The 25,969-nt window shown below is 36.3% G+C and carries 25 protein-coding genes and 3 pseudogenes; 12 read left to right on the forward strand and 16 right to left on the reverse strand.

What is annotated here, in order from left to right; genetic code table 11:
- The 9 genes and pseudogenes from ltrA to A7P55_RS19740 form a co-directional block, all read right to left on the reverse strand.
- On the reverse strand, window positions 1-1,076 hold a 1,076-nt coding region (gene ltrA / locus A7P55_RS19700), incomplete at its 3' end, for a group II intron reverse transcriptase/maturase (RefSeq protein ID WP_171553480.1).
- A 576-nt stretch (window positions 1,077-1,652) separates the two neighbouring features.
- Window positions 1,653-3,077, reverse strand: a pseudogene (locus A7P55_RS19705) (IS66 family transposase); the annotation flags it as partial.
- A 74-nt stretch (window positions 3,078-3,151) separates the two neighbouring features.
- Window positions 3,152-3,487, reverse strand: a complete 336-nt coding sequence (gene tnpB / locus A7P55_RS19710) for an IS66 family insertion sequence element accessory protein TnpB (RefSeq protein ID WP_074947962.1) — start codon at window positions 3,485-3,487, stop codon at window positions 3,152-3,154.
- The gene (locus tag A7P55_RS19715) at window positions 3,484-3,912 is read right to left on the reverse strand and encodes a transposase (RefSeq protein ID WP_171553481.1); all 429 of its coding nucleotides are present in this window, start codon (window positions 3,910-3,912) and stop codon (window positions 3,484-3,486) included. Before A7P55_RS19715 ends, tnpB begins: the two co-directional genes overlap by 4 nt.
- A gap of 83 nt (window positions 3,913-3,995) precedes the next feature.
- A pseudogene (locus A7P55_RS19720) lies at window positions 3,996-4,427 on the reverse strand (IS3 family transposase); the annotation flags it as partial.
- A gap of 92 nt (window positions 4,428-4,519) precedes the next feature.
- Window positions 4,520-5,275 (reverse strand): ATP-binding protein, encoded by a 756-nt coding sequence (locus tag A7P55_RS19725; RefSeq protein ID WP_252727903.1) that lies wholly within the window; start codon window positions 5,273-5,275, stop codon window positions 4,520-4,522.
- A complete protein-coding gene (gene istA / locus A7P55_RS19730) occupies window positions 5,272-6,813 on the reverse strand; it encodes an IS21 family transposase (protein ID WP_171553482.1) in 1,542 nt (513 codons plus the stop codon). Before istA ends, A7P55_RS19725 begins: the two co-directional genes overlap by 4 nt.
- Before the next feature lie 183 nt (window positions 6,814-6,996).
- The gene (locus A7P55_RS19735; protein ID WP_171553483.1) at window positions 6,997-7,191 is read right to left on the reverse strand and encodes a DNA-binding protein; all 195 of its coding nucleotides are present in this window, start codon (window positions 7,189-7,191) and stop codon (window positions 6,997-6,999) included.
- A 121-nt stretch (window positions 7,192-7,312) separates the two neighbouring features.
- Window positions 7,313-7,792, reverse strand: a complete 480-nt coding sequence (locus A7P55_RS19740; protein ID WP_171553484.1) for a hypothetical protein — start codon at window positions 7,790-7,792, stop codon at window positions 7,313-7,315.
- A 92-nt stretch (window positions 7,793-7,884) separates the two neighbouring features.
- On the opposite strand from A7P55_RS19740, the gene A7P55_RS19745 reads away from it, so the two are divergent.
- The 8 genes from A7P55_RS19745 to A7P55_RS19780 all read left to right on the forward strand — a co-directional run bounded on the left by A7P55_RS19745 (window position 7,885) and on the right by A7P55_RS19780 (window position 14,364).
- Window positions 7,885-8,118 (forward strand): helix-turn-helix transcriptional regulator, encoded by a 234-nt coding sequence (locus A7P55_RS19745; RefSeq protein ID WP_171553485.1) that lies wholly within the window; start codon window positions 7,885-7,887, stop codon window positions 8,116-8,118.
- A gap of 49 nt (window positions 8,119-8,167) precedes the next feature.
- Window positions 8,168-9,300, forward strand: a protein-coding gene (locus A7P55_RS19750; protein WP_223235881.1) for an IS3 family transposase whose coding sequence is annotated in 2 segments (ribosomal slippage) — window positions 8,168-8,420 and window positions 8,420-9,300 — 1,134 coding nt in all. Because the reading frame shifts where the segments join, the coding sequence is not laid out codon by codon here.
- 168 nt (window positions 9,301-9,468) lie between these two features.
- Complete coding sequence (locus A7P55_RS19755) at window positions 9,469-9,969, forward strand: toll/interleukin-1 receptor domain-containing protein (protein WP_171553486.1); 501 nt, start codon at window positions 9,469-9,471, stop codon at window positions 9,967-9,969.
- 28 nt (window positions 9,970-9,997) lie between these two features.
- Complete coding sequence (locus A7P55_RS19760; protein ID WP_171553487.1) at window positions 9,998-10,597, forward strand: TIR domain-containing protein; 600 nt, start codon at window positions 9,998-10,000, stop codon at window positions 10,595-10,597.
- 2 nt (window positions 10,598-10,599) lie between these two features.
- Complete coding sequence (locus A7P55_RS22895; protein ID WP_171553488.1) at window positions 10,600-11,781, forward strand: toll/interleukin-1 receptor domain-containing protein; 1,182 nt, start codon at window positions 10,600-10,602, stop codon at window positions 11,779-11,781.
- 6 nt (window positions 11,782-11,787) lie between these two features.
- Window positions 11,788-12,387 (forward strand): hypothetical protein, encoded by a 600-nt coding sequence (locus tag A7P55_RS19770; RefSeq protein WP_171553489.1) that lies wholly within the window; start codon window positions 11,788-11,790, stop codon window positions 12,385-12,387.
- Between the two features lie 19 nt (window positions 12,388-12,406).
- Complete coding sequence (locus A7P55_RS19775; RefSeq protein ID WP_171553490.1) at window positions 12,407-13,189, forward strand: hypothetical protein; 783 nt, start codon at window positions 12,407-12,409, stop codon at window positions 13,187-13,189.
- A gap of 17 nt (window positions 13,190-13,206) precedes the next feature.
- Window positions 13,207-14,364 (forward strand): toll/interleukin-1 receptor domain-containing protein, encoded by a 1,158-nt coding sequence (locus A7P55_RS19780; protein WP_171553491.1) that lies wholly within the window; start codon window positions 13,207-13,209, stop codon window positions 14,362-14,364.
- An 18-nt stretch (window positions 14,365-14,382) separates the two neighbouring features.
- Here the strand turns inward: A7P55_RS19780 and A7P55_RS19785 are convergent, their stop codons facing one another.
- Window positions 14,383-14,880, reverse strand: coding sequence for a TIR domain-containing protein (locus tag A7P55_RS19785; protein WP_171553492.1), 498 nt, complete (start codon window positions 14,878-14,880; stop codon window positions 14,383-14,385).
- Between the two features lie 14 nt (window positions 14,881-14,894).
- Window positions 14,895-16,319 carry an SIR2 family protein gene (locus A7P55_RS19790; RefSeq protein WP_171553493.1) on the reverse strand — a complete coding sequence of 475 codons (1,425 nt, stop codon included), beginning with the start codon at window positions 16,317-16,319 and terminating at the stop codon, window positions 14,895-14,897.
- A gap of 556 nt (window positions 16,320-16,875) precedes the next feature.
- On the opposite strand from A7P55_RS19790, the gene A7P55_RS19795 reads away from it, so the two are divergent.
- Window positions 16,876-18,228 carry an outer membrane protein transport protein gene (locus A7P55_RS19795; protein WP_171553494.1) on the forward strand — a complete coding sequence of 451 codons (1,353 nt, stop codon included), beginning with the start codon at window positions 16,876-16,878 and terminating at the stop codon, window positions 18,226-18,228.
- Between the two features lie 704 nt (window positions 18,229-18,932).
- On the opposite strand, the gene A7P55_RS19800 is transcribed toward A7P55_RS19795, so the two are convergent.
- Window positions 18,933-20,306, reverse strand: a complete 1,374-nt coding sequence (locus A7P55_RS19800) for an FAD-binding oxidoreductase (RefSeq protein WP_171553495.1) — start codon at window positions 20,304-20,306, stop codon at window positions 18,933-18,935.
- A 57-nt stretch (window positions 20,307-20,363) separates the two neighbouring features.
- Window positions 20,364-21,116 (reverse strand): hypothetical protein, encoded by a 753-nt coding sequence (locus tag A7P55_RS19805; protein ID WP_171553496.1) that lies wholly within the window; start codon window positions 21,114-21,116, stop codon window positions 20,364-20,366.
- Between the two features lie 85 nt (window positions 21,117-21,201).
- On the opposite strand from A7P55_RS19805, the gene A7P55_RS19810 reads away from it, so the two are divergent.
- A complete protein-coding gene (locus A7P55_RS19810) occupies window positions 21,202-21,798 on the forward strand; it encodes a TetR/AcrR family transcriptional regulator (protein ID WP_171553497.1) in 597 nt (198 codons plus the stop codon).
- Window positions 21,799-21,852: 54 nt separating this feature from the next.
- Here A7P55_RS19810 and A7P55_RS19815 read toward each other — a convergent pair whose 3' ends face one another.
- Window positions 21,853-22,317 (reverse strand): transposase family protein, encoded by a 465-nt coding sequence (locus tag A7P55_RS19815; RefSeq protein WP_171553498.1) that lies wholly within the window; start codon window positions 22,315-22,317, stop codon window positions 21,853-21,855.
- Window positions 22,265-22,660 carry a transposase family protein gene (locus tag A7P55_RS19820; protein WP_171553499.1) on the reverse strand — a complete coding sequence of 132 codons (396 nt, stop codon included), beginning with the start codon at window positions 22,658-22,660 and terminating at the stop codon, window positions 22,265-22,267. Before A7P55_RS19820 ends, A7P55_RS19815 begins: the two co-directional genes overlap by 53 nt.
- Window positions 22,661-22,987: 327 nt before the next feature.
- Here A7P55_RS19820 and A7P55_RS19825 point away from each other — a divergent pair.
- Window positions 22,988-23,391: pseudogene (locus A7P55_RS19825) on the forward strand (hypothetical protein).
- A gap of 6 nt (window positions 23,392-23,397) precedes the next feature.
- Here A7P55_RS19825 and A7P55_RS19830 read toward each other — a convergent pair.
- Window positions 23,398-24,618 (reverse strand): integrase arm-type DNA-binding domain-containing protein, encoded by a 1,221-nt coding sequence (locus A7P55_RS19830; RefSeq protein ID WP_171553500.1) that lies wholly within the window; start codon window positions 24,616-24,618, stop codon window positions 23,398-23,400.
- 196 nt (window positions 24,619-24,814) lie between these two features.
- On the opposite strand from A7P55_RS19830, the gene A7P55_RS19835 reads away from it, so the two are divergent.
- A protein-coding gene (locus A7P55_RS19835; RefSeq protein WP_125625403.1) for an IS4-like element ISAba33 family transposase occupies window positions 24,815-25,905 on the forward strand; the annotation gives its coding sequence in 2 pieces (ribosomal slippage) (window positions 24,815-25,355 and window positions 25,355-25,905; 1,092 coding nt in all).
- Window positions 25,906-25,969: the final 64 nt, after the last annotated feature.

The raw sequence follows: 25,969 nt of genomic DNA on the forward strand, positions 1-25,969 counted from the left end.
ACAAACCCGGTACGGTTCACATTGATTAATGCTCGCAGCTTGTCAAGATGAGCGCTGATGTTTGCCTTTGACGGCTTGATCAGTAGCTTGCCGTTGTACTTACGTACGTTCCAGCCAAGAAAATCGAACCCGTTCCCTATGTGCGTGATTTTGGTCTTTTCCTGAGAGAGCACGAGACCGCGCTGCGCCAGAAATTCAACCACGGCAGGACGAACTTCATTTTCGAGCCACTCTTTAGAATACCCCGTGATGATGAAATCATCCGCATACCGTACCAGTTGCAGCTTTTTGCCTGTCCATTTGGCGTTAGAGAACCTCTTCGCCAGCATCGTTTCCAGTCCGTCCAAGGTCATGTTGGCCAGCACCGGGGAGATAATACCTCCTTGCGGTGTTCCGGAAAGACTGGGAAACAGCTTGCTTTGGTAGACGTAACCGGCTTTGAGCCATTTCCGTAGAATCACCTTGTCCATTGGGAGGTTGGCGATCATCCAGTCATGGCTGATATTGTCGAAACAGCCTTGAATGTCACCCTCTAGCACCCACTCCGCACTTACTTTTCTTGACAGCACACCAAAGCACTGTGCTGCAGCATCCGCGGTTGAGCGTTGCGGTCTGAACCCATAAGAGTTCCGATCAGCGATGGTCTCCGCGATGGGTTCCAAAGCCAGCAGATGGAGCGCCTGCATGGCCCGGCATTTCATCGTGGGTATCCCGAGAGGTCTCATCTTGCCATTTTTCTTCGGAATAAGGACTCTCCGAAGCGGAAGGGGCGTGTAACCTCGCCTCTTCAACGACATCATCGCACCGGTCTTGGCCTTGGGTGTATTCCAAGTCACCTTGTCGACCCCAGCCGTGTTTTTGCCTTTGTTTTCAGACACTCGTTTGACGGCCAATGCTTTGCCACTAAACGAGTGAGTCAGCAGCCATTGCAAAGCTTTCGCCTTGTTATGCCTGCCGTCTTGTACCGCCTTCACAATACGCGCTTGCAGCCCTCTGACATGACGCTGTACAGCAATCCAATCGATGCTGTCCCACGATGTGCTGGAAGGTGCACACGCTGATACTGCTGCATTCATTTGCTCTCCCTCCATTAAAAGGGTTCTACACACTCTCTTGTGATGAGAGACCATAAGGACGTCAGCCCGCTTTCGCGTGGGGTAATGTTTCAACCTCTATCCAACCCATTACAGACTGGCATTCGCTTTTTCCTCGTTCCTTCGCCCGCATCACCATGGGCAGTTTTTGCAAACTGCTTTCCCAATGGGAGTAATACGGGATTTCCACGTTCCGCTTACTGAAGTACATCGGCTTAGGTGCCTGCTATCGACCGGGAGGCGTATGGGTCACGAATGCGTAGTCGAAAGACGCAATTCCCACCTCCATTACCGTTTTGGTTCGAGCGTATCAGCCATTTCCGCTCGTTCAACTTAACGATCGTTACGCAGATTCACATGTGTTCACCATACCGATTATCTAGCCCTTGTCCGGCTATGGCTGCCAGAAGGGTACGCCTCTCACGATTGATACCCCGCACCTTGCGGTGCCTCGTTACATTGTTGAAGGCGCTCTTTATTCAGCCTTCTAGATTCACCCGGTGACACGGGTGGTTCCCGCAGGGGGGAACAACTTCATTAAGCGACTTCGTGTCGCACCTCGACCCAATTATTGTCAACAGGCAAATTGCCATCATCCAGATAGCGGCTTAAGGCTGGCCAGCGCTTCAGACTGTAATTGATTGCCTTGGCGGTGGCTGAACTTGATGGCACCGTCAGATGATGTTGGTTGAGCCATTCATATAGTTGTTGCATGACCGGTTGACTATGTTGTTGCCGGTATTCGCAGCGTTGTTCCGGCGCTGTACCATCCGTCTTTTTCCTGAGTTCTGCTTCTATCGCATACAGTTTCTGAATCAGCACTAATGCCTGTTCAGCGATCTGACTTTTCCCGGTCACATGCAGTTCATGGAATTTACGACGTGCATGTGCCATGCAGCCCACTTCAATGATCTGACCAGATTTAAAGCGTGCTTTATAACCACTGTAATCATCACAGACCAAATGACCCTGCCAGCCTTTCAGGAACTCTTCAGCATGCTGACCTGAGCGGCTATCCTGAAAGTCATAGATCACCGCCTGAACCGGATTATCCTGGGTGGTGGCATAGGCCCAGACATAACCTTTCTTCGGTTTTTTCTCATCATCACCCATCTGCATGATGGTGACCGGGGTTTCATCTGCATGGATCACACGCTGCTGCAGCACCACCTGTTTTAAGGCATTGGCTAGAGGCTCCAGTTCCACACCACAGCGACCAATCCAGTCAGATAATGTCGATCTGGACAGATCAATTCCCGCACGTAGAAAAATCTGGCGCTGACGATACAGCGGTAAATGATCGGCATATTTGGACACCAGCACATGACTCAGCAATTCTGCACTGGCAATGCCTTTATCAATCACATAAGCAGGCATCGCTTGCTGAGTCAGGGTGTCACACTGATCACAGACCCATTTGCCACGCACATGCTGTTCCTTGTAGAACTGTGCCGGTCTGAAATTCAGTTTTTCACTGATATCTTCGCCGATACGACGTAACTGGCAGCCACAGGCACATTCTGTCGATGCAGGTTCATGCTCAATACGGAGGGTTGGCAGGTGATCAGGTAGTGGTCGACGTTTAGGTTTATTTACTATGGCTTTCTGCGCGGGTGCATCGGTTTTAGCTGCATTTAATCGTTCTAATTCCAGATCAACAGCGGCAATATCTTCTTCGACTGCTTCATCCCAGAGATGGATTTGTTTGGCCGTTAAGTGTTCATTCTTTTGGGCGAACTTGTGCCGTTTAAACAGTGCAAGCTCATGTTCGTATTTTTGAGTAAGAATCGAGAGATGTTGAACTTTGGCATCTAATTGTTGGTTTGATACTTCCAGATGTTGAACTTGAGCATCTAATTGCTGATTTGATTGTTCCAGCTGCTGTTTTGATTGAGCCAGAGACTGATGCTGCATCGCCAACTGTCTGGTGAATTCCAGCAGTTGTTCATGGGTCAGTTGGCTTAAGTCAGGCAGCGTATTCATGACCGCAGTATGCCTGAGGTCATGAGGAGAATGAAATAGAACGTTTGGAGGATGGCAGAATGGACTGGCTTGGTTTAGAGCATATTCACTACCTGCTGCAACCCAATTCTCTGCCAGGGCAAACCCTGGATCAGTGCCTGTAACTGTTCTGGACTGATAGTCATTGTTTCACCCTGGTGAACCTGAGCCCAGTGAAATTTACCCTGTTCCAGCCGCCGAGCACACAGCCAAATGCCCAGTCCATCATGCACCAGTACTTTCATGCGATGGCCACGTTTATTACAGAACAGATAGGCACAGTGTGGTTTGATGTAGCCAAAGGCTCTCAGCACCTGAGCCATGGCAGTATCCATCCCTGCACGCATGTCCATGGGCTGGGTAGACAACCAGATTTCATCGATACGGATCATTGAGTCAAACCCTGGATCAGCACCAGTAATTCAGTTGCAGATTCCACAGGCCAGTCGATTTCGATCACCTGATCTCTTGCGGAACCTCGTTCCTTATGCACTGGAATTCTGATATGAGCGACAGCTTTCTTCTCCGGCATAGGTGGCGGAGGTGCATCTTGTTTGACTGACGTCGGGCGAACAATGACGGGCAGAAAGTCAGTCTGTGGATTGGGTAGACTTTTTAGTGCAGGGGGTATGAATTTGGACTGACGAATCCATTTATGCAGCAGATTGGCATTGATCTGATGTTGCATTGCTACCTTGGCTACCGATGTGTCTGGCTGCTGGCACAGCCCCACCAGGTGCTGTTTAAATTCAGCTGTAAAGATTCGGCGGGGCTTTTTTAGTGTTGGTGTACTGTCTGAGACTGTCTTTAAATCCATAAATAGGTGTCCACTTAAATTTTAGTGGACACTATCGCGGTATTAATAAGTTAGAAAAAGTGGGGTTCAGCGGACGCTTACAACCAATCTACCCAATTTAGTGTCGCAAGTTGTACATCTGCTAAACCTTGCCAATCTGCTTTTAGATATTCAATCACCTCTGTTTTGTATAAGCCATTCACCGTTTCAGCCAAAGCATTATCGTATGAATCACCAGTCGTACCGACTGATGCTCGTAAATTTGCTGCTTCTAAACGATTGGTATAGCGAATGGAAAGATATTGCACACCTCTGTCGGAATGATGAATCACATTCTTTGGCATGCCTCGATCATGCAATGCTTGCTCCAATGCATCGAGCACCATATCTGTATTCATCCGTGTCGATACTTTCCATCCAACAATTGCTCGTGAGAACACATCAATAATAAATGCAGTATAAACCCAGCCTGAATTTGTTTGAATATACGTAAAGTCACTCACCCACAGTTGGTCAGGATGATCAGCTGCAAAATCAACAACTACTTGGACACCCATTCTTGTCTTAGTTGGACACTCTAATAAGCTTTTGGCAAACTAGAGTGTCGCTTAACTTGGACAGTAGACTATTAAATATCTAAGACTTTCCTACCTCGTTTTTTCCGCATAGATTCGCCCTGTAGATTAAATACATGAGCACGGTGAATAATACGATCAAGTAGTGCTTCGCCGACAGTTTGATCTTCAAAATGATTTAACCAAATGTTAGTCTCATACTGGCTTGTAATAAGAAGTGAACCATTGTCACTATGTTTATCAATCACAGTAATAAAATGGGCCATCCAAGAGTTACTAACCTGTGATAAACCAAAATCATCAAGAATTAACAATTTACTTGAAAGTAACTTCTTTTTTAGAATCGCAATCGTCCCTAAATGCAAAGCCGTTTCAAACTCTTCAAATAACTCAGTAGTATTATAAAAAAGAACCTTAAATCCTGACTTACATGCATTTGTTCCGAATGCCGAAGCGAGCCAAGTTTTACCAATCCCTGTTGCACCAGTAAAAATTAGATTCTGTTTGGACTTTATCCACTCACAATCTGAAAAACTTTGTAAAATATCGCTAGTTAATCCTTTTTTATTGGAACAATCGATTTCTGTAAGTGTGCTTGTTGGATAACGTATATTCGATTTATTTAACAATGCTAAAACTTTTCGATTACTAACAGCATTCTGTTCAGCGGTGAATAGTTCATTCAAAATCTCTAATGAAGTTTTTTTTCTATTGATCATCTCATCGTAGTGATCAACAAAATAACTTAAGCAACCTGTTAGCTTTAATTCTTGCATTCTCTGTGCCACAACACTCTTTGTAATCATCATGCGTTACCTGCAAAATAATTAGCACCACGAAGATTTATATGTGTTGATGGTGAGATCATTTGATTACTATCTATGATTTGAATATATCTTTTATTCTTTAAGACATACAATAAGTCGGTAACTGCCAAAAGCTTGTATTTCAAAGCATACTCGCAAGCTTGATTAAGTACAGAATCCAACTTATGTTCCAAAATATAATCTCTCAATTTGTTTAATGAATTTATATTACGAGCTAACTGTTTAGACTTACTTAATATTTTCTCTACAAATTCATAGACAAAACTTCCAAGTGATTTGGCCCACTGCTTGATACTCGCAGGGCTTAAAGTATTATAGAGTCTATGGTTAGCTGGCATGTGCTCATCAAGAATACTTGCTTCTCCATGGCCAATTAATAAGCTATGAGAGCCTATTAGTTCATTTTCATAGAAGAACCGTACTTCACGGCTTGTAATACCAATATCTAACTTTTTACCAATAAAAATATGGGGGACAGAATAAATGTTTCCATCGACTGTAAACTGATAAAATTCAGAAACCCTTTGTTGAAATATCCATTTTGTAAATGGATATGGGTGCTTTGGTTGTGTTAGTAGTTTACTTTTTTCAAAACGCTCAAATCGATCCCTTCTACTTTCAGGAAACCTCTTTGTAATTCCGCGGTTAATTCTGTCAACTTCCAGATCAAGAGCTTTTTGTAATTCATCAAGCGAGAAAAATTTTCTATCTCGTAATTTGACTAAAACTGAACGTTGAATAATTTGAACAGAAACCTCTGCTAACCCTTTATCTTTCGGGGTACGTGGACGAGTATTTAAAATTGCAAAATTATGATAATCAGCAAATTGTTCAAATGTTTTATTAAACACTGTGCCATTTCGACCCGTTTTAATAACTGCCGCTTTTAAATTATCAGTGATTATTTCTTTTGGAATACCGCCTAAGCGATCGAATGTAGCAGTAAAGCATTTCAACCAATCGTGTGTTTGTTGTGTTTCAACAGCAATTACAATGATTAAACTAGAAGCGCCTAGCACAGCAACAAAAATTTGAACATTACGAACTTTATCATTAGTAATATCATGTATTTGCATGGTTTTCCCACAAAAATCCACCAATAACGTTTGTCCAGCTCTGAAATGTTGACGCATCGATGGGTGCAATTTTTTTAACCATTTTCGGTACAAATATGCAAAACGAGAGTATGAAACACAATTAACCACACTTTCTTTAAACTCAATCCACAACTGCTTTAGGGTCATATCTCGGATTTTCATTTGATCATTTATATAATCAAACTCAGGAGTTGGTTTACAGTTTTCAATATTTCTTGCTATGCCAGTTTGTAATATATCTACAAACTCTTGATTTGACAGTAGTAGTAATTCATTGATAGGAATATCGATTTCTTTTAATTTATTAGCAAGAACTGTAACAGTGGTTGGTGAAACTTGCATTCTTTTTGCAATTTGGCGAAAAGAATGGCCTTCTCCAAGTCCTGTTAGAATCCTTTTTTGAATTACGGGGTTAAGCTTCATATAATATCTACCTTATTAAAAAATTAAGGCAGAAAGCACCCTTAACATTGATAAAAAAATCAATGTCTTTTAGAATGAATTTGTCTTGCACCTCCAAGTAAAAGACAAATTCATAAAGGCTCATCCATTTTTAATGTTTGGGTCTTTATGCTTTCTGCAGTTAAATAAAAGAATTAAAATTATTTAAACCATATCTTTTTGCTCCTTTATACCTAATTTGACTGCAATTTTATGACTCTCACCACGTTTTGGAATTTTATTATTTTTCAATATTCGATATACAAGATCTGGTGAAAAATTATTATCTCTTGCCCATTCAGCTATAGATATTCCAGAGTTGGAAAAATCATCTCTAACTTGTTTAATTGACTTGATCATATCAGACGAATTTTGAATAAATTTGACGAAAAAATATAGTAGAAAAGCGCTCAGGTCAAGCAGAAAAACATTACATTAACATTATGATTTTATTATTATATTTTTCATAATATCTATTTTATTAACTCATAATATCTTTCATTAATCTAATATTTGAATGCATATTTTTTATATCATTCTCTAATTTTTCTTTATGGTTAATCAAATGTTTCTCTAATGTTTTATCATCTGATAATAATGATTCTATAAACGTTAGATTATTTTTTTTATCGTTAATTTGATTAATAAACTCAGTCTCTTTTATCAAAAAAACATTTTCAAGTTTTTGTTTTTTATATTGATTTCTTAACTCATTTAGTCTCGGAGTTTCATTATAGCTAAATGCTTTTTTTGTAGACCTATTTGCATCAACTTCCAAATATTGGCATTTAAGTAAGACTCTTAACCCGATATACATTAATTGCTTACAACGTTTAGCCCTATAACGTTGATTAAGTCCCATTTTTTCCCAAAAATGTTTTGCTTGCCAATTGGTGATTTCATTATCAATAAAAATTTTCAAAAAATCATCATATAAAGGTAAGTTGACAGATTTTGGCATTTTAAATTTCTACAAAACAAATGAGGATTATAGTCCGTGGATAAGTAGTCCTCAAATAGCAATAGTCTTGATATTTGAACAAATGAAATCAAATGTCAGATTTATCTATAGCAGTTGGTCAGTTAATACGCAATTCTAGGCTCAAGAAAGAAATCAGTCAGGAAAAATTAGCTTTAATCTGTGATATAGACCGTAGCTATTTAGGGCGAATTGAGAGAGGTGAGGTAAATATCACAATAGAAAAGCTGTATGAACTTGCTACTGCTTTAGAAATGGATGCTAAGGATAGAGGTGGATCAGGAAATTTGAACAACACTTATAAGTGATATTTTGCTCCCCAAATGATGTTATAAACATCAATATATGGAGTATTTTATGGCACGTAGACCAAGAAGAAATCATTCAAATGATTTTAAAGCTAAGGTAGCACTTGCTGCGATTAAAGCAGAAAAAACACTTGCTGAATTGAGTGCTGAATTTGATGTTCATCAAAACCAAATTATCGACTGGAAAAATCAACTGATTTCAGCTTCCTCGCAAGCTTTCGATCAATCAAAAGCTCCAACAGAACCACCCATCGATCTAAAAAAACTACATGCAAAAATCGGTGAGCAGGCATTAGAAATTGATTTTTTAGAAGGTGTGTTGAAGAAACTGGGCCGCTTCAACCACAAAAGTTAATCGATGACTCACTTCAGATTTCAGTATCTAAGCAAGCTCAGCTGCTGAAAGTCTCCCGTGGTTGTTATTACTATCGCCCAAAACCTGTGAGTGCATCAGATCTGAAGCTAATGCGGTGTATGGATGAGTTACATATGCAATACCCTTTTGCAGGTAGCCGGATGATGCGTGATTTGTTGAATCGTCAAGGACATCATATAGGACGACGTCATACACGTACTTTAATGAAGAAAATGGGCATTAATGCGTTATATTGCAAACCAAATTTAAGCCAGGCTAATCAAGCTCACCGCAAATATCCATATCTGCTCAAAGGATTGGCTATTCAGCGCAGTAATCAAGTGTGGTCTACGGATATAACGTATATCCCTATGGCAAAAGGCTTTGTTTATTTATGTGCTGTGATTGATTGGCATAGCCGCAAGGTACTTGCGCATAGAGTATCGATTAGTATGGAGGTTACATTTTGCATAGAAACATTAAATGAAGCTATTGAAAAATATGGTCGACCTGAAATATTTAATACAGACCAAGGCAGTCAGTTTACCAGTGATGCATTTATTGATGTATTGAAATCAAATGGCATTCAAATCAGTATGGATGGTAAAGGTCGATGGGTTGATAATGTGATGGTTGAACGATTATGGCGGAGCGTTAAATATGAAGAGGTGTATCTCAAAGCCTACAGCAATGTTTTGGATGCGAAGAAGCAATTAAACGCATATTTTGAATTTTATAATTTGAAACGACCTCATTCGAGTCTGGACAAAATGACTCCAGATGAGTTTTACTATGACCAGCTACCACAACAAAATAAGGTAGCTTAACTAGAGCAGAGTATCACTTATAAATAAGCTTTTAGTTGTTCAAACATGTGGGACCACCTCTGATTTACTGCCCTAATTGAGCGTCTAATTATGTCGCGATATACTTTCATATTATTGTTTTTTTAATATTTTCCTTTATTGTAATTCATTTTCACATAAAGGAACTATATGGCTATTTCTCTAGACACACTAACCAATCACTCAAGACGTTTCAGTGCTAGTGAAAATCTCTATAAATCTAGCCAAAGATCTAGAAAAGCCTTTTTATGCCATAGCCATCTTGATGCTCAATATGTCAAAGGTTTTATTCAATTATTAAAAGAAGAAAATATTGATGTCTATGTAGATTGGCAAGATAGCTCTATGCCTGAGAATACCAATCGTGAAACAGCTGTTAAAATTCAACAAAAAATTAAAGAAACAGATTATTTCTTTTTTCTCGCAACACCGAACTCTGTTAAATCAAGATGGTGCCCTTGGGAAATTGGTTATGCTGATGGAGTCAAAAATTATGAATCTATATTCATAATTCCAACACAAGATCGAAATGGTTATTACTATGGGAATGAATATTTGCAGTTATATCAAAAAATTGACCGTTCAACTCATGGGATTTTATGTTTTTGGAAACCACATGAGCAACATGGGAAATTTGTATCATCTTTATAATTCTTAAAAAACAAAATGGTAAATAAATATGGCACGTAGAACATTTTTTTCATTTCATTATCAAAATGATATTTGGCGAGTTTGGAACGTTAGAAATTCTTGGGTAGCTAATGGTACCAGGGAAGCCTATGGCTTTTTTGATGGAAGTGTTATTGAAAAAAAGAAGAGAGAGTCTGATGATTCGCTTAAACGTTTTCTTAGAGAGGGCCTAGATAACACTTCGGTAACATGTATTCTTGCTGGTCAATGTACTCATCAAAGAAGTTGGGTAAGATACGAGATTGCTCAGAGTATGGTAAAAGGCCACGGTTTATTATCAGTTTTTATTCATCAATTAAAAGATAAAGATGGATATACTTCAAAAAAGGGAATAAACCCACTAGATGAAATGGGGGTATATCTTGCAAATGGATCTTATTATTTAGCCGAATGGCATGATAGTAAATGGATCAAATATCGAGATTTTTCAAATCCCATTACTTTAAATTCTAAATTTACTCCAAAACCAAACTCTAACTCAGTAGTTAGACTTTCAAGTTTTTTTAAAACGTATGACTTTATAGATAATAATGGCAGATCCTCATTATCTTCATGGATCGAAACTGCTGCCAATCAAATGGGTAAATAATTGTGTCTGAAAATTACTATCAAATTATAGTTCTAGGTACAGTCGATGAAAGGCTTACGAGTATAAAAGAAAGTTTTTTCTCAAGGTTAAAAGATTTTAATATCAATCCAGATTTTATTAAGTTTATACATAGTGCTGATTATGCTACTAGTAGGGATGCTAAATATCCAACAATCGTAATATATTTTGGTGGTGATAAATCTAATAGGCTACATCTATCAGATCTTATTGAAGAATCTTTAGTCATCATTCCTGTAGTAAAAAGTAACGAACTCGTTCCGATAGAACTACCGGATGAAATCAGTCATATTAATGCGTTACCAATTAACGAAACTAGTAATAACACGGAACGATTAGTTTCTATTATCTTTGAAAATTTTAGATTTTTAAGAAAGGAGCGAAAAGTTTTCATTAGTTATAGACGCATAGATGCACAGGGTGCTGCAGATAAGCTGTATGACCTTTTAGATGCCAATGGTTTTGACGTTTTTCTAGATACTCGATCAGTACCACCTGCACAGAATTTTCAAGATCAATTGTGGCATCGTATGACTGACTCAGATGCAGTAATTTTATTAGATACTCCACGCTTTAGAACAAGTAGGTGGACCAAAGATGAGTTGATGTTCGCAAACGAAAATAATATTCATATTCTGCACATTCTGTGGCCTCAGCAAAAGGAAGAAAACATTGCTTCTTTTAATTCATTTATTAAGTTATCCCCTAAAGACTTTAGAATGAAGAGCCTTAGTAGAACTGGCATTCCATATACAGGGAAAAATATTACAAGCAAGACTCTTAAGAATATTGTTCTTAAGACCGAACAGCTCAGAGCAAGAGCAATTTCTCTTAGATATAAATATCTCGTTGATAATTTCTGTGATGCTGCTAGAGATGCAGGATATGATCCAAGTGTACAGATAGATCAATGGATTTCTATAGCTGATTGGAAAACTAATGGATTAGCCGTGATACCAGCCATAGGTGTCCCTACAGCTGATAGGATTAATGACATTTACAATGCTGTAGAAGATTCAAAATTTAAAGACAGTGAGAAATGGATTATTTATGATAACCGAGGAATTTTGAAGCAATGGTTAGAACACTTAGATTGGTTGGATGATCATCTCCCGATTAAAGCAGTAAATATGACTAAAGCACCTTCATTACTAGAAACCAAGTGATAAAAAATGTTCAATATTTTCCTATCAGCAAGTATTCCTCTCTCTGATCGAAAAAAATGCTTTTACGAGACGGCTGATGTCCTTGCTATTAAAGAAGCGGTTCGATCGCTCGTAGAAGTGGTTATACCTAATGGTCGTATTGTTTGTGGAGGACATCCAGCCATTACTCCATTATTGGCTATGGCAACCAAAAATAGTAAAAAAGACATAAATTTTATTTCTATTTATCAATCTAAAATTTTTAAGCCAGATTTTCCTGAAAGTGTCTATGATTTTATAGATTTAACTTTAATAGATGGTAATCCTGAAGATCTTGAAGAAAGTCTTAAAATAATGAGACAAGCTATGATAGAAAGTCAAAAATTTGATGCAATAGTATTAATTGGTGGAATGGAAGGTGTAATAGATGAATTAGAAATGTTCTTAGAATATCATCCTAATGCTCAAATAATCCCCTTAGCATCTACAGGTGCTGCATCAAGAATAGTTTATGAAAATGAAAAAAATAAACTGAATCCAAGATTTGAGTTAGATCCAAGATTTGAAAATGACTACACGTATTCTAGTCTCTTCCGAAGATTGTTTCGTAACCATCTTAAAAATTAACATAAAGTAGTAATGAATTATGTATAAAAGTATTCAAGTTGAAGATTTTGATTTTTCAGTTTTCCCAGAAATTAGTAGTCAAAAAGTAAGGGAATACAAAGAGAGAAATGGAAATAAATTAATCAAAATTCAAGATTACCTACTTGATAGGAAAAACACACTAAGTGTTGATAAAATCACTGAAAATCTATTTTTAGATATCAAACCAGATATATTTTTATCACACTCACATGCTGATGAAGATGATGTTATACGATTGGCAGTTTTAATAGAAAAAGAATTAAATTTAAGTGTATTTATCGATTCTTGTGTTTGGGGAGATGCATTCAAACTTCTAAGAAAAATTGATAATAAATATTGTCTCAAAGGTGATACATTTAATTATCATATACGAAATCATACAACTTCAAATGTTTTTATGATCCTAAACTCAGCTTTACACAGAATAATTGATAACTGCGAAGCTTTTGTTTTTTTAGGCACAGATAAATCAATTCCAATAACTGATACGTTCGAAGATGAAAAATATCTTTCATCACCTTGGATTTACTCAGAACTTCAATTTGCAAAATTAGTCCGTAGAACTAAACCGAGACAAATATCGCTTGAAAGTACAGATATAAATCTACGAGAATCAGCTGCTTTTGATAGTGCTGTAGATTTTGCTTATTCGATTCCAACGACAGATGCTATTTTAAGTAATCATAAATTAAAAAGATGGATTGAATGCTCACAAAATGATTATATAAATCGTAGCCTTCATCCTTTAGACGTCCTATATAAAACTATTTCACATCGCTAATAATCGGAAAGTAAATCATGGCTGGTATTGCTAAAAGAAAGTATATATCTGAAAATATTAGGATATATAAACAAATGACAAATCAGCTAAATTCTATTAAAAAAATATTACCTGAGATCTACGATGGTGATATTTTGTTTGATTTATATTCTGAATATTTTTCCACCACAATGCATATGCTAAATGAAAGATATGAATACTATAGATCAAAAGACATTTTTTTAAGATCTGTAGGAAAAAAACAAAGATACAAGATATTAAACTCTAAAGATTTTTTCTTTAGCTCACAAAAAGTTAAACATATGCTTTCATATGGGCAAAGATTAAAGCATAAACAACAATACAGTGAAAATTTTAAAACTGACTCTTTAATAAAATTAGAAAAAAAATTAAATAAAAGCCTTAACAAAAAATTATTAATTGCAAAAAATTGTGAACATATTCAAGATATAGAGCCGATATATATTGATATTTTTATTCAAATATATCATAGAGCTACCCATTTGGAAAAAATACTAATATTTAATGAGCTTAAGAAATTTAATAGTGATAAAACTATAACTTTTTTTTATAAACTTAATGATTCAGAAAAAAATAATCAAATTAGAAGAATGGCTTTTCAACACTTACAAAGTCTAGGTAAATATGTAAGGTTGAGAAAAAACTTTAAAGGAAAGAAAAAGCCATATCATATTGATGGTACTTTACCGGATTATAGTCCACAAGAACTTGTGAAATTTCTCAATTCAAACTCAGTAGAGTCTAAGAAAAAGTACGATATTTTTATATCCCATAGTTATGTGGATCAAGATTTAGTTAAAAGCACCAAAAATGCTTTAAATATTCAAAATTTATCGTGTTATTATGATTGGACATCAGATCAGGATTTTCTAAAAAGAACTCTAATCAGTGATTACACAAAAGAAGTCTTAAAAAAGAGAATAGAACAATCTGAAATATTCCTTTTGTTAATTACTCATAATGTAATCGCTGAAGATAAAATAATTTCTGAGTGGGTAGAGATGGAAATTGAGTACGCTAAAACTGTAGGAAAAAAAATATGTTGTCTAAATTTTACTGATTTAGGACATCAGTTTATTAATATTGAGTTTCAATATGAAGAGAACTCCATTTCTATTTCTAAAAATGGAGTTCAAATACTAATGAACCTGTAATCTTTTTTGTTCAAGTTCTTAATTTTCTTTCCTTATTTTAATAGCTTCTTCAATCCAACTATCAATATTATCTTCAATATACTCATAAACAAATTTACTAGTTGAGTATGGTGGGTCATAAGCTTTAGCAATTTCAGATAGTTTTTTTCCAGTAGGTCCATGTCTTATGTACTCTAAAGGATTTCGTCCTCTATCTGATTGTTCACCTTGTGAATTTTTTAGGTTATGAATGTAAATTACTACAACACCCTTTCCGTTATCCCAAGACTCAACGATCTCATGATTAATCCATTTTCTATTAGCTGTATCCTTACCAGCGAGAATAACTGTGCAAGTTCTTCCCACCATTTGATCAGATATCCATTGTTTAATTTGCGTATCACCACCACCCACAACTGTTTCCCAATCATTATCTTTGGCTGGTTGGTTACCCTCAATTACGCCAATGTTCCGTACTTGAGATACTCTCCAATTATCAGGTTGATAATGAAAACTAAAAAATACTTTTCTAGCCATAAATTTTCTCCAATTTAAATTAACTTAATTACATCATGAATTTTTGATAACAATTTATTTGGTTCATCGACTTCTTCATTTAGTTTCTCAAAAGCTTCTCGAAATTTTGGTGTGGAATTTGGATAATATTTATCGAAGTCAGAAGTTATTTGATTAAATAATTCTTTTGCCTTGTATCCACTTGCACCAATTGGTATTAGCTTTAAACCTAATTCATGTGCTATTTGAAATTCTTCATCCATACCATCTGCCAAAACAATAGTTTGTTTGCCTGATTTAGGATCTGTGATAATTTTATTTCCCATAAAGAAAAGAGCAATTCCTGTCTGACTTAATAAATCTTTTCTCCATACTGTCCAAATATTTTTTCTTTCTGTAGGATCAGCTACAAACTGAGGAAATACCTTCATTGTTAAATAGTCATCAATTTTTGTATATTTTCTATTATAGATTTCTTTAATTGCACCACTAATAAATGCATTACCAATACCCAAGCCTAAACCTGATGTAATTTTAAAACCTTCTTGGATTAGAACTTCTCCTAGTTTGGATAGAAAAAATTCCGTTGCGGTTTGATCCCATGGACTAAAGTCATGGGCACTACCTGATAAGAATACATTTTTACATCGAAATTTTTTTGTAATTTCTTCTAATATACGAGTGAGATCACTCCATGAATCAATTAATACAACTTTTATACTAAAACGAGCAAGGTCTTTAATAACAAACTTTTGCTTTAAAAGATTATATGAAAAATCTTCATCATTACTGTAGTCGGCACGATTAACTTTTCTAAAAATACAATAATGTTGTCTTTGATTTTGTTCAAAATGAATTCGGATTCTGCTTAGAATATAATCTAAATTTGGATCATTAAAGCTAAACCCTAAGAAAAGAAAGGTTTTTGAAACCAAGTCTCCTGACAAAGCTGTTACGAATGGTGCAAAGTGCAACGGATATGATTCGTATTGATCTTTAGTAATAATTGCTTGATCAGGAAGACTTGCATCACCATGCATTTTATAGACAATGGCGGAACGCCCCTTCTTAGTTTGAGATAAATGATTTTTAGTAAATTTTTTATCTGCTATTTTACCTTCATTATCTAAAGATTTTTCTATTAGATCATCATAGTTAGTTGTCCAATAGGTTGATATGGGTAACTTAGCTAAAATCTTATGATTAGTTGTCGGTTCTCGAGCTATACCAACTTCATCGATTAACCTTTCAGTTAATCTGCTACGACCATGATTTTCATTGACATAATACTGGGCTAAGGAAACTAAATCAGTTTCCTTATCGATATCTAAATTCAATTCAATAGATAAGGGGCGTAAGAGTTCTTTCCAATTTACATACCCCGCAGGGGCTGATAGACCAGCACCTGCAAATATTGCAAAATTATTTTCTTCTAATTCTTTTACAATACGATCGATCATAATTTTTTGTTCATGGTCGAACATAAGCATCTCGATATAATTAACTTTAAGAATATATTGCGGTTTTATTTATTTATTTCAAGTGCTAATGAATTTTTATGTAGCTTGAATTTTATTTATTTTTTATCATTGTTCTTAAGCTGCTTAAGCACAAATAATGTCAGCGAAAATACTTCAACTTAAAGTCTTGCTTAAGGGCATATCCTATATGTTTTTCTTATTATGAATAAAAATGGTTGAATAATTGCTCAGAAAAAATTAAAGATAATATTTCCTATAAATGGACGTAAGTGTCCAAGTAAAAGAAGAACAGGTGTTCATGTTTAGATAAGACTGCTTGTCCAAGTTATCAAGAATATGCAGTACTCATTTCTTTATAGGTGAAGTCTGAGATATAAGCATAATTTTTTGCAAAATTACATTGTCATTGACAATGTGTAATTGTTTTAATAGTGTATATTTTGTTCACTTTTGCTTTATTGGAAATAGAGTTGATGGATAGATAAGTATCTAATCATTATAGTGATTTTTAGAAATTATAATTCAAGGATTGAGCATGAAAAAAAATGTAAACATAGACATCCCAGTTGTAATGTCATATTTGCCAGCAGTGAGAGAAATTCGGCGAAAGAATAGATTCGGTCATTCATGCCCTAATATTTGTCGGATAAAATTAGCACCAATTGTGTTCAGTATTGTTGGTTTGCTTTTAAGTGGACATGGTAAAGCTTCAGCACTTGACCAGTCTGGGCAATCGATCTTGCCCTTTTTAGAAAATGGAAACTATTTTGAAGCGAATGCATTTGCTGTTGATGCTTCTATTTCTGGTGTAGTTCATGATCGTCCGAATCTTGCCCGAGAAAATCAAAGTCGAGATACAGGAGATATCGGGCAAAATGTTCAATTTTATACGGCTGCTTTAAAACTACAACTCACAGACCAATTCAGTTTTGGCATACTCTATGACCAACCGTTTGCCGCAAAAACAGCATATCCACTTCGCCCAAATAATAGTTATTCTGATAATGATGTTAGTCATGAAGGTACTTCTGTAAATATAGAAAGTCAGGATTTAAGCTTCATTTTAGGATATTCACCTTTTACAAATTTTCAGATCTATGGTGGGCCTGTTTATCAAGAGGTAAGAGGTAAAGCTTCTTTACGAGGAATGGCTTATACTGAAGCATTTAATGGTTATGATGTCCATTTTAAAGAAAAAGGAGAGCTTGGTTGGCTTGCTGGGGCAAGCTATCAAATGCCAGAGATTGCGCTAAAGGCTGCTGTAACTTATCGTTCAAAAATCAAATATAATTTTCAGGCAGATGAAAATATATTTGGTGAACCTTTGCAATATGTCGAACCTGCAAAAACAAAAATCGAAACACCTCAGTCAGTAAATATTGATTTTCAAACGGGTGTTGCTGAAGCTACAGTAGCTTATATGAATTTAAGATGGGTCAATTGGAAAGATTTTAATATCCGCCCAACACAATATAATGCACTTACAGCGAGTATTCTAGATGAACTCACTGGAGGTGCGTATAAAGAAGGCGTGGACTTAGATTCTTATCAAAAAGATCAATACACTGCAATTATCGGGGTAGGTCATCAATTGACAGAAAAATGGGGTGTTGCCACTGATGTCGGTTGGGATTCAGGAACAGGTAATCCTGCTTCGACAATTGGGCCAATGAAAGGATCATGGTCATTGGGTGTTGGCGCACAGTTCAATCCTGCTCCAAATTATTTTATTGCAGCTGGTGTCAAATATTATTGGTTAGGGGATGCCAAGGGTGAAGATGGTGCATATTATTTACCAATTGATGGTATTAAGGAAATTGCAGAGCAGTCTGAGTTTAAAAATAATCATGCAATCGCATATGGTCTAAAAATTGGTTATCGTTTCTAAATAATTTCTAAAAAATGAGCGGTCATACCGCTCATTTTTTTCTAGTGTGTCATTTTCCCAAAAATGAATTTCTTCATTTAATCATTAGAAAGGTAAGATTTTCCCTTTTTAGTTGTATAAATCTTAAGGAATATTTCCGCAGAATAACTAGATATTACCTAGTTATTTTTCAATTTATGGATGTGATTTATTCTATTGATGACAGCCATTTCTTCGTGAATTTTCTTTACATATTCTATTCATCAATGTTGTTCATTGAAAACTACATTGATGAAATTCGTATTAATATTTTTCATAGTTTTAGCGGAAAACATTAGGATCATTTACAAGCTCACATAGTCAGAACACTTTGATTTATTGTGTGGATTAGACGGAATCAAGCTTTGTGAGGTCTGAGGTTAGATTGTTTAGTAAGGTGAAAGATGTGGGCTGTCAGTACTTGCAGAAATAGAGATAGCGCTAATGAAAGATGAATACACCGAGATTCTATATTAGTCACTCAAAGAGTTTATATGTAACGATGAGGTTAGATCGTTTCATGGCAATTTTGAAAATTATACCAATTAAGTATGCTCAACGTAAAATTCAATGTTCTTTGGATACTATTAAAGAGACATTCACATGGAGATGAGTATGCTGGATGTGATCGTTGTAGCCCTTTGCACTAAAAAGTGATAAGGGCATACATTATGCTAAAGAATTCCTTATACCACTGAACTTGTATTTGTAACACGCGCTTTGCGATCGATCCAACTATCGTAGAACCCTGCTGCTGTGAATGCAGTCTGAAAAGCACACCACTGGAATGGTTCAGGTAGTGTCGAAGGTGTCTTGTGATACAAAGCAGTCAAAATAGGGTTCTCAGTTCCCATAATTTTCTCTGCAAGAAGTTGACCCATTAGAGATTGAGTGGCAAGCCCATGACCTGTGCATCCAGCTGTATAGATGATATTTTGATGTGCCCCAGTCGTACCAACTACAGGCAGAAAGTCATATGCAACACTGACGTAACCACTCCAGCAGTGTTTAATCCCAAGACCTCGCAGGGTAGGGTGACGCTCGTGTAATGTTCGTGCTAAAGCAGTATATGCATGATCGTCTGGTATGTTAGGTGTCTTAGAGCCATAGACGTAGTTTAACTTTTTCACGGTTAATACCATTGTATTGTGAGCTGTTAAACGGTGACTTTCCATTGTGAGATGTGGCGTGATAATACCTTCTCGACCATGCCAACCTAGTGATGCTAATTGCTGAGGTGATAATGGCTGTGTTTCAATGGCTGAGACTCGTATTGGTGCAATCTTATCTCGAAGCAATCCTAACTGTGGAGTAAAAGCATTTGTAGCTAAAACCATGATTGGTGCAGTTGCACTACCATGAGCAGTTTTACAGGTGATTGTTGATCCCTCACTATATGAAAGTAAAGGTGTTTTTTCATAAATTTTAACACCTGCTTGAATTGCAGCACGTCTTAAACCACTGACATATTTACCAGGATTTAGCGTGCCACCACGTTGCTCGCTCCCAAACAGAAATGCTGGTGGAATCCCTCGAGCACGCATTTCATCCTGATCTACGAAACGAGTTATTGAGCCTAATTCATGACCAACCTTCATACTACGTCGTAGCCATTTTTCTTGTGATGGATCAATAGCAGCGCGGATAATCCCAGAAGGATTGTAATCACAATGGATGTCTAATTCGATCATTCGTCTCTCGACATAGCACACTGCTTCATCGTAGAAATTGACAAATTTTTTAGCATGTTCAATACCGACACGCTTAGCAAACATTTCAAATTCAATTCCCATGCTGCCTAGCAAATATCCTGCATTACGCCCACTGGCACCAAAACCACCAAACTCTTGCTCAAGTACGACGACTTTTGCACCACGAGCAGTTAGCTCAAGCGCTGTAGATAGGCCTGCAAACCCAGCCCCAACTACGATCACGTCGGCTGTCATCGAACCTTCAAGTTTGGGTTGAAGATCACTTGGTTGTTCTATCCAGCCTCCAAGAAGTCGAAATGGTAGTGGTGAAGGATTGCTGTGATTCACTTGTTCATTTGTACGATTCATTTAATATCCCTTTCAGTCATTACACAGTAATAAACAAATTCTTGTGATCTTATTTTTCTAACGAGCTGGAACAAAAGATTGATTTGAAACAAACTGCGAACGCTCAAGGGCAGCATAGGCGTAATACAACTGAATCCCCGCATAAGTCCAAGTAATAAAAGCCCAAGTCATAAAAATCATGAAAGTGTCATCGCCAGGTATCGGGAAAAAATCATAGACAATCGCCACTGCTAGACCGAATACTGCTGTAATCGTTGTAGCGAACGCATGCAACTTTTCTCCAGCCTGTGCTAAACGGAAAATGAAATAGCAGAGATAGATTGTAAAAATTGACCACATAATGACGTAAAAGTAAGGACGTAATTCATTAAAGAAATCAGCGGTAAAGACAACAAAAGTACCAGCGAATGCGACAGCGAACAGTATGACTTCATTGAGAGTAGATGGCTTTAAATTATGGGTAAGTGCCATCAGGCCAAGTACCGCAATAATTGGCATACCGAAACTCCGTGAGAATGAATCAAGAAACATCGTAATGGAATAACTAACTTCCCAGCCGGTCAGCATGTAGGAAACAAAGTTCGTAGCCGAAAAAGCAATAATCCACCACTCTAAACCAAGAAGAAAGTTATTCTTCTTGATGAATTTAGCACCGTAAATCCAGCCTGAAAGTGCTAGCACAATACAGGCAACTAGCCCACAGATATTTATAATTTCCATAATAGCGGCATGTATCATTTCGTTGTTTGTTAAGATTTTTGCTGCTGTAGCTTCCATTTCGCTACCAGCATCAAGTCCGAGAATTTTCATAATATGACTTCCTGTCTTTAATTGACTATCATGACAGTAAAATAATATGATATGATTAATTAGTAAACAGCTTTTTTAAAAAATTATGACGATGATAGAAAACAAGATCGGGCGACCGAGTAAAGTGCATGAACGGTCTTATCAAATTCTTCAAGCTGCCGTTTCGGTTGTTGCGAGGGAGGGTTTAGAAGGAATTACTTTTGTCAAAGTAGCAGAAGCAGCAGGCATGCAACGCACACTAGTACTTCATTATTTTTCTACACGTGCAGAGTTAATGAATGCTTTTATTGAACACTATATTGCGAAAATGGGAACTGAAATTCTTCATCGTTTTAGTGGAAAACCATTAAGTGAACAAATAGTCATGTTATTTACACCTGAAGTTTATCGGAGTCACGATGATTTGATAGTGTGGTTCGAGTTGGTTGCTCAAAGTGCTAGAAATCCTTTTATTCAAAAGTTGCTTCATAATCTTTGGACGCAACATTGGCTTCCAGATTTTGAGAATCAATTAGCTCAAGAGTTTCCAAATGCAACTTTAGAGGCAATTAGTTCAGCTGCGTATGTACTAGTTTGTTTATTTGAAGCTTATTGGGGGTTCAGCCTTCAAGGTGTCACGGATAAACAAAGACAAAAGCAAATAGAGCAAGCAGCATTACTAATTTTGGATGGTTTGAAGTAGATTTGTTGGTAATAATTATTTAAATTCAATATGATATTAGAGTTCTTTCATAAGTCATTTTTTACTCAACTCAAAGTTATAAATTCCAGCAATTAAATTGAATCTCAAACCGAGCCTTTTGCCTCGGTTGCGATATCGCTCAGCAAGGATTTTGAAGGTTTTCAAACTGCCAAATACATGCTCAATTCCAATTCTTCTTTTGTTGATTTCCTGATTATAAATCTTGAGTTCAGGATCCAATTTACAGCGTCTTTTGGCTTTTAAGGGCAACAGGCTATTCGGATTATAAATCCCTTGATAACCTTTATCCGCAAGAACAAAGGTTCCTGCAGGAATCTGATTCAAGTTACGTTTGAAGAGTTCGAAATCATGTACTGCTCCACGACTCGTGCATAAACTCAGGATTTTTTGAGTTTGATAATGAATGATAACCTGTACTTTGAAGGTGTGAGTCTTTTTCTTGCCACTATAGCTTTTCTTCTGTTTTTTTAGGCCTTTGCATTGGAATTTCTGTGGCATCTACAAGCACCACATTCCAGTCAATGCCTTCACCTTCAGGCAAATGCTTTGGTAAATTAAATAATTTGGACTGAATCAGGCAATCCTCTACATGGCGTACGATTCTTGAAGCAGTAGGCTCTGAAACGGCATAACTTGTTGCGACATGGAACAATGTTCGGTATTCACGCCAATAACTTAAGCAAAGGAGGATCTGATCCTCTAAGCTCAATTTAGGTGGCCTGCCTTTGGCAGAAACATGCATTTTCAGTTGCTCAACCATTAAATTAAAGGTTGACCAAGAGATGCCAGTATATCGCTTGAACTGTGTTTCAGAAAGCTTCTTTGAATCGATATATTTCATCCGCAAATTATGCACGAATACTAAGAAATCTGCAGTGCAAATATTAACCCAAAAGAAGATCGTTTTTTGATTTATGAAAGAGGTCTATTGATATTATTTAATTCTGTAAGATAAATTTTTTTTAATTCACCTACCCTAGTATCACTAATCTTTAGGGATAGTAACTTAAAATGGGGGAGTTTAAATATTTATACTTAAATACAAAATTTAGCGTATGAGTATCGATTTTACTTAAACCATCTATACATGGGCTGAAGATTTTTAGACTTGTTACCCATTAATGGAGATAATGCCAGTAATATTAGAAATTTATAATTTATGGCTTTTATGAATAAAAAATCAAAGCTTAATCAAGATACATTATTTGTTAAATTATTATTTAAGGCATCACATGAAGTGACCAATGATGAGGTTGATTATTATCGAAAATACCGTGATCAAATAGAGCAAGTGACTCTCCAATCAATATTCATAAAATCTTCTTATGGACTGGATCATTGTTAGGAATAGTAGTTGTTGCTATTGCTAAATTTTTTAAATTCTCTGGTACTTTAGATTTCTTGTCAGAAAGTATATTGGAGTTCGTTCTGGATATTAATTATGAAAGTGGCATTGCATTAATTGGTGCAGCAATCACTGCTTACATGCTTGGAGTTCTCCTCAATAAACAACAAGAAAACGTATTAAAATGGAAAAAAGAAATTCGTCGCAAAATAAAAGAAAGTAGTTGATCTAAGTTAATTAGATATTAGTTCTTTCAACTGAGAACAATAATCTGACCATTTCTGCATCATCTCTTTTCTCTTATCTAAATGCTTGGTACGGTTATAAGCTCGACCATGCATATCTTTTACCTGATGGGCAAGCTGTTGCTCAATCAGTTCAATCGGAAATTCTAAAACCTCTTCTAAAATTGTACGTGCAGAAGCACGGAAACCATGTCCACATGCTTGTTCACTGGTATAGCCTAAGCGACGTAAAGCTTGATTGATGGTATTTTCTGACATCGGCTTTAAGTTTGAAGTGGTCGCAGGAAACACATATTCACTTTTGGCTTGTGTTATTTGGGCAAGTTCAGAAAGTAAATAGATGACTTGAGTTGATAGCGGGACAATATGCTGAACGCCTGTTTTTGATTTTGTTTTTGGAGGCGTGTAACTCCATAAGCCTTTTTCAAAGTCGATATCTTGCCACTTAGCATGTCTTAATTCGCCCGGACGAACAAAAACCAAAGGGGCAATACGCAGGGCATATCGTGTGATTGCTGAACCTTCATAATGATCAATATCGCTTAAGAGCAAGGCAAAATCTTTAGGTTCTATCAAAGCAGCCATGTGTTTGACTTTAGGAGGAGAGATGGCTCCCTTTAAATCTTGAGTAATATCACGCTCACAAAGCCCTATAGAAACTGCATAACGAAGAATTTGACCACATTTAACTTTAACCTTTTTAGCCGTCTCTAACTTTCCTTCTTTTTCGTAAATCCGACAAACTTTAAGGACATTCATAGCTCTAATTTCATGAATTGGAATTTGTCCAATATGCTGATTAATTACTTCTAATAAGCGTTGTTGTCCTTTAATTGTTGATTCGGCAAAGTCTTGTTTTGCCATCCATTCATTTGCAATATTTTTGAAAGTATTATTGTTCGCATTTAATATCTCATTCTTAACTCTGACCTTTTCGACATGTGGGTCGATATTTTGAGAGAGAAGGGTACGGGCTTCATCTCTTTTAATCCGTGCTTCAGCGAGGCCAGTCGTTGGATATATACCAAAACTAATGGTATTGCGTTTTTTAGTGTATGGACGACTATAGTCAAATTTCCAATATTTATAGCCATTTTTGTGAATGAACAAATAAAGACCCAAACCATCTGAAATTCGTTGGTGTTTGTTTGGATCAGCTTTAAGGCTTTTGATCTTACTATCAGTAAGGCTTTTGACTATTTTTGGCATTTTTACAGTACAATTTTTTGTGTATAAAAGTTTGTACTGTAATTTATACTGTAAAAAATATTAGCTCACAAGAGAATTTATAAGATTGATTTAGACTTTGTATTTCTCATTTTATTGAATTTTATCTTTGTACACGACAAAAAAAGATAACTCATTGAAATAATGGCATAATACTTGTTTTCTGACGACGAATATGATGACACATTTCAATGAGTTACATCTCATCTTAAACAAATATCTAAAGTGGAACAAGTCACATGCAAAATGTTTTACACTGATTATGCTTGCATTAATTGTAAAACAGACATGTAATCTTTCTTCTGCATCTAAAGCCTTACCCATCAAGTGCTTACCACAATCATTTTATCGACGTATACAACGCTTCTTTGCAGATCAGTATTTCGATTATCGTCAAATTTCTCAGTTAATTTTCAATATATTTTCATTCGATAAAGTCCAATTAACTTTGGATAGAACTAATTGGAAATGGGGAAAACGAGATATCAATATCTTGATGTTAGCCATCGTCTATCGTGGAATAGCCATACCTATTGTTTGGACATTGCTCAATAAACGTGGAAATTCAGATACAAAAGAGCGTATTGCTTTGATTCAACGCTTTATCTCTATTTTTGGTAAAGACCGTATTGTGAATGTGTTCGCAGACAGAGAATTTATCGGTGAGAAATGGTTTACATGGTTAATTGAAAATGACATTAACTTTTGTATACGTGTTAAAAAAACTTTATTGTGACCAATCACTTAGCCAAGAATCATAAAATTAGTGATTTATTTCGTCATCTTCAAGTTGGTCAAACTGAATGTCGTAAACGACGTATTTGGGTTGGTCGAGTGAAACTGTATATTAGTGCGCTACGATTAGAAGATGGAGAACTTTTACTTGTTGTTTCTCCTATGTTTAATGCTTCTGCTATTCGTGATTATGCATTACGCTGGGAAATCGAAACGTTATTTAGTTGTCTCAAAGGACGTGGATTCAATCTTGAAAATACTCGTTTAACAGACCCTAGACGAGTCAAGAAATTGATAGCAGTGCTAGCTATCGGTTTCTGTTGGTGCTATTTAACAGGTGAATGGCAACATGATCGGAAAAAAGCGATAAAAATAAAGAAGCATGGACGACTTTCAGTAAGTTTATTTCGCTACGGTTTGGACTATGTTCAAATGGCTATTCTACGTTTGATTGGTTTTGGAAAAAAAGAAGAATTTAAGAAAGTGCTAGCAATTTTAAGAAAGAAAAAGCCTGATAGGACAAGGGTCCTATGAAATTTGTCGTGTACAGAGGAATTTTATATATTTTCAATATTAATATGGAGTATCGCAGATCAAA

This window comes from Acinetobacter sp. Ac_5812, from assembly GCF_013072695.1.
Lineage (GTDB): Bacteria > Pseudomonadota > Gammaproteobacteria > Pseudomonadales > Moraxellaceae > Acinetobacter.

Bases quoted from the DNA above. Each gene is read 5' to 3' on its own strand.
- A7P55_RS19810 (WP_171553497.1), top strand. From the start codon at position 21,202: ATGACGATGATAGAAAACAAGATCGGGCGACCGAGTAAAGTGCATGAA.
- A7P55_RS19790 (WP_171553493.1), bottom strand. From the start codon at position 16,319: ATGATCGATCGTATTGTAAAAGAATTAGAAGAAAATAATTTTGCAATA.
- A7P55_RS19740 (WP_171553484.1), bottom strand. From the start codon at position 7,792: ATGCCAAAATCTGTCAACTTACCTTTATATGATGATTTTTTGAAAATT.
- A7P55_RS19800 (WP_171553495.1), bottom strand. From the start codon at position 20,306: ATGAATCGTACAAATGAACAAGTGAATCACAGCAATCCTTCACCACTA.
- A7P55_RS19830 (WP_171553500.1), bottom strand. From the start codon at position 24,618: ATGCCAAAAATAGTCAAAAGCCTTACTGATAGTAAGATCAAAAGCCTT.
- A7P55_RS19725 (WP_252727903.1), bottom strand. From the start codon at position 5,275: ATGATGATTACAAAGAGTGTTGTGGCACAGAGAATGCAAGAATTAAAG.
- istA (WP_171553482.1), bottom strand. From the start codon at position 6,813: ATGAAGCTTAACCCCGTAATTCAAAAAAGGATTCTAACAGGACTTGGA.
- A7P55_RS19770 (WP_171553489.1), top strand. From the start codon at position 11,788: ATGTTCAATATTTTCCTATCAGCAAGTATTCCTCTCTCTGATCGAAAA.
- A7P55_RS19815 (WP_171553498.1), bottom strand. From the start codon at position 22,317: ATGCCACAGAAATTCCAATGCAAAGGCCTAAAAAAACAGAAGAAAAGC.
- A7P55_RS19805 (WP_171553496.1), bottom strand. From the start codon at position 21,116: ATGAAAATTCTCGGACTTGATGCTGGTAGCGAAATGGAAGCTACAGCA.
- A7P55_RS19745 (WP_171553485.1), top strand. From the start codon at position 7,885: ATGTCAGATTTATCTATAGCAGTTGGTCAGTTAATACGCAATTCTAGG.
- A7P55_RS19755 (WP_171553486.1), top strand. From the start codon at position 9,469: ATGGCTATTTCTCTAGACACACTAACCAATCACTCAAGACGTTTCAGT.
- A7P55_RS19775 (WP_171553490.1), top strand. From the start codon at position 12,407: ATGTATAAAAGTATTCAAGTTGAAGATTTTGATTTTTCAGTTTTCCCA.
- A7P55_RS19780 (WP_171553491.1), top strand. From the start codon at position 13,207: ATGGCTGGTATTGCTAAAAGAAAGTATATATCTGAAAATATTAGGATA.
- A7P55_RS19795 (WP_171553494.1), top strand. From the start codon at position 16,876: ATGAAAAAAAATGTAAACATAGACATCCCAGTTGTAATGTCATATTTG.
- A7P55_RS19820 (WP_171553499.1), bottom strand. From the start codon at position 22,660: ATGAAATATATCGATTCAAAGAAGCTTTCTGAAACACAGTTCAAGCGA.
- A7P55_RS19715 (WP_171553481.1), bottom strand. From the start codon at position 3,912: ATGGATTTAAAGACAGTCTCAGACAGTACACCAACACTAAAAAAGCCC.
- A7P55_RS19735 (WP_171553483.1), bottom strand. From the start codon at position 7,191: ATGATCAAGTCAATTAAACAAGTTAGAGATGATTTTTCCAACTCTGGA.
- A7P55_RS19785 (WP_171553492.1), bottom strand. From the start codon at position 14,880: ATGGCTAGAAAAGTATTTTTTAGTTTTCATTATCAACCTGATAATTGG.
- tnpB (WP_074947962.1), bottom strand. From the start codon at position 3,487: ATGATCCGTATCGATGAAATCTGGTTGTCTACCCAGCCCATGGACATG.
- A7P55_RS19760 (WP_171553487.1), top strand. From the start codon at position 9,998: ATGGCACGTAGAACATTTTTTTCATTTCATTATCAAAATGATATTTGG.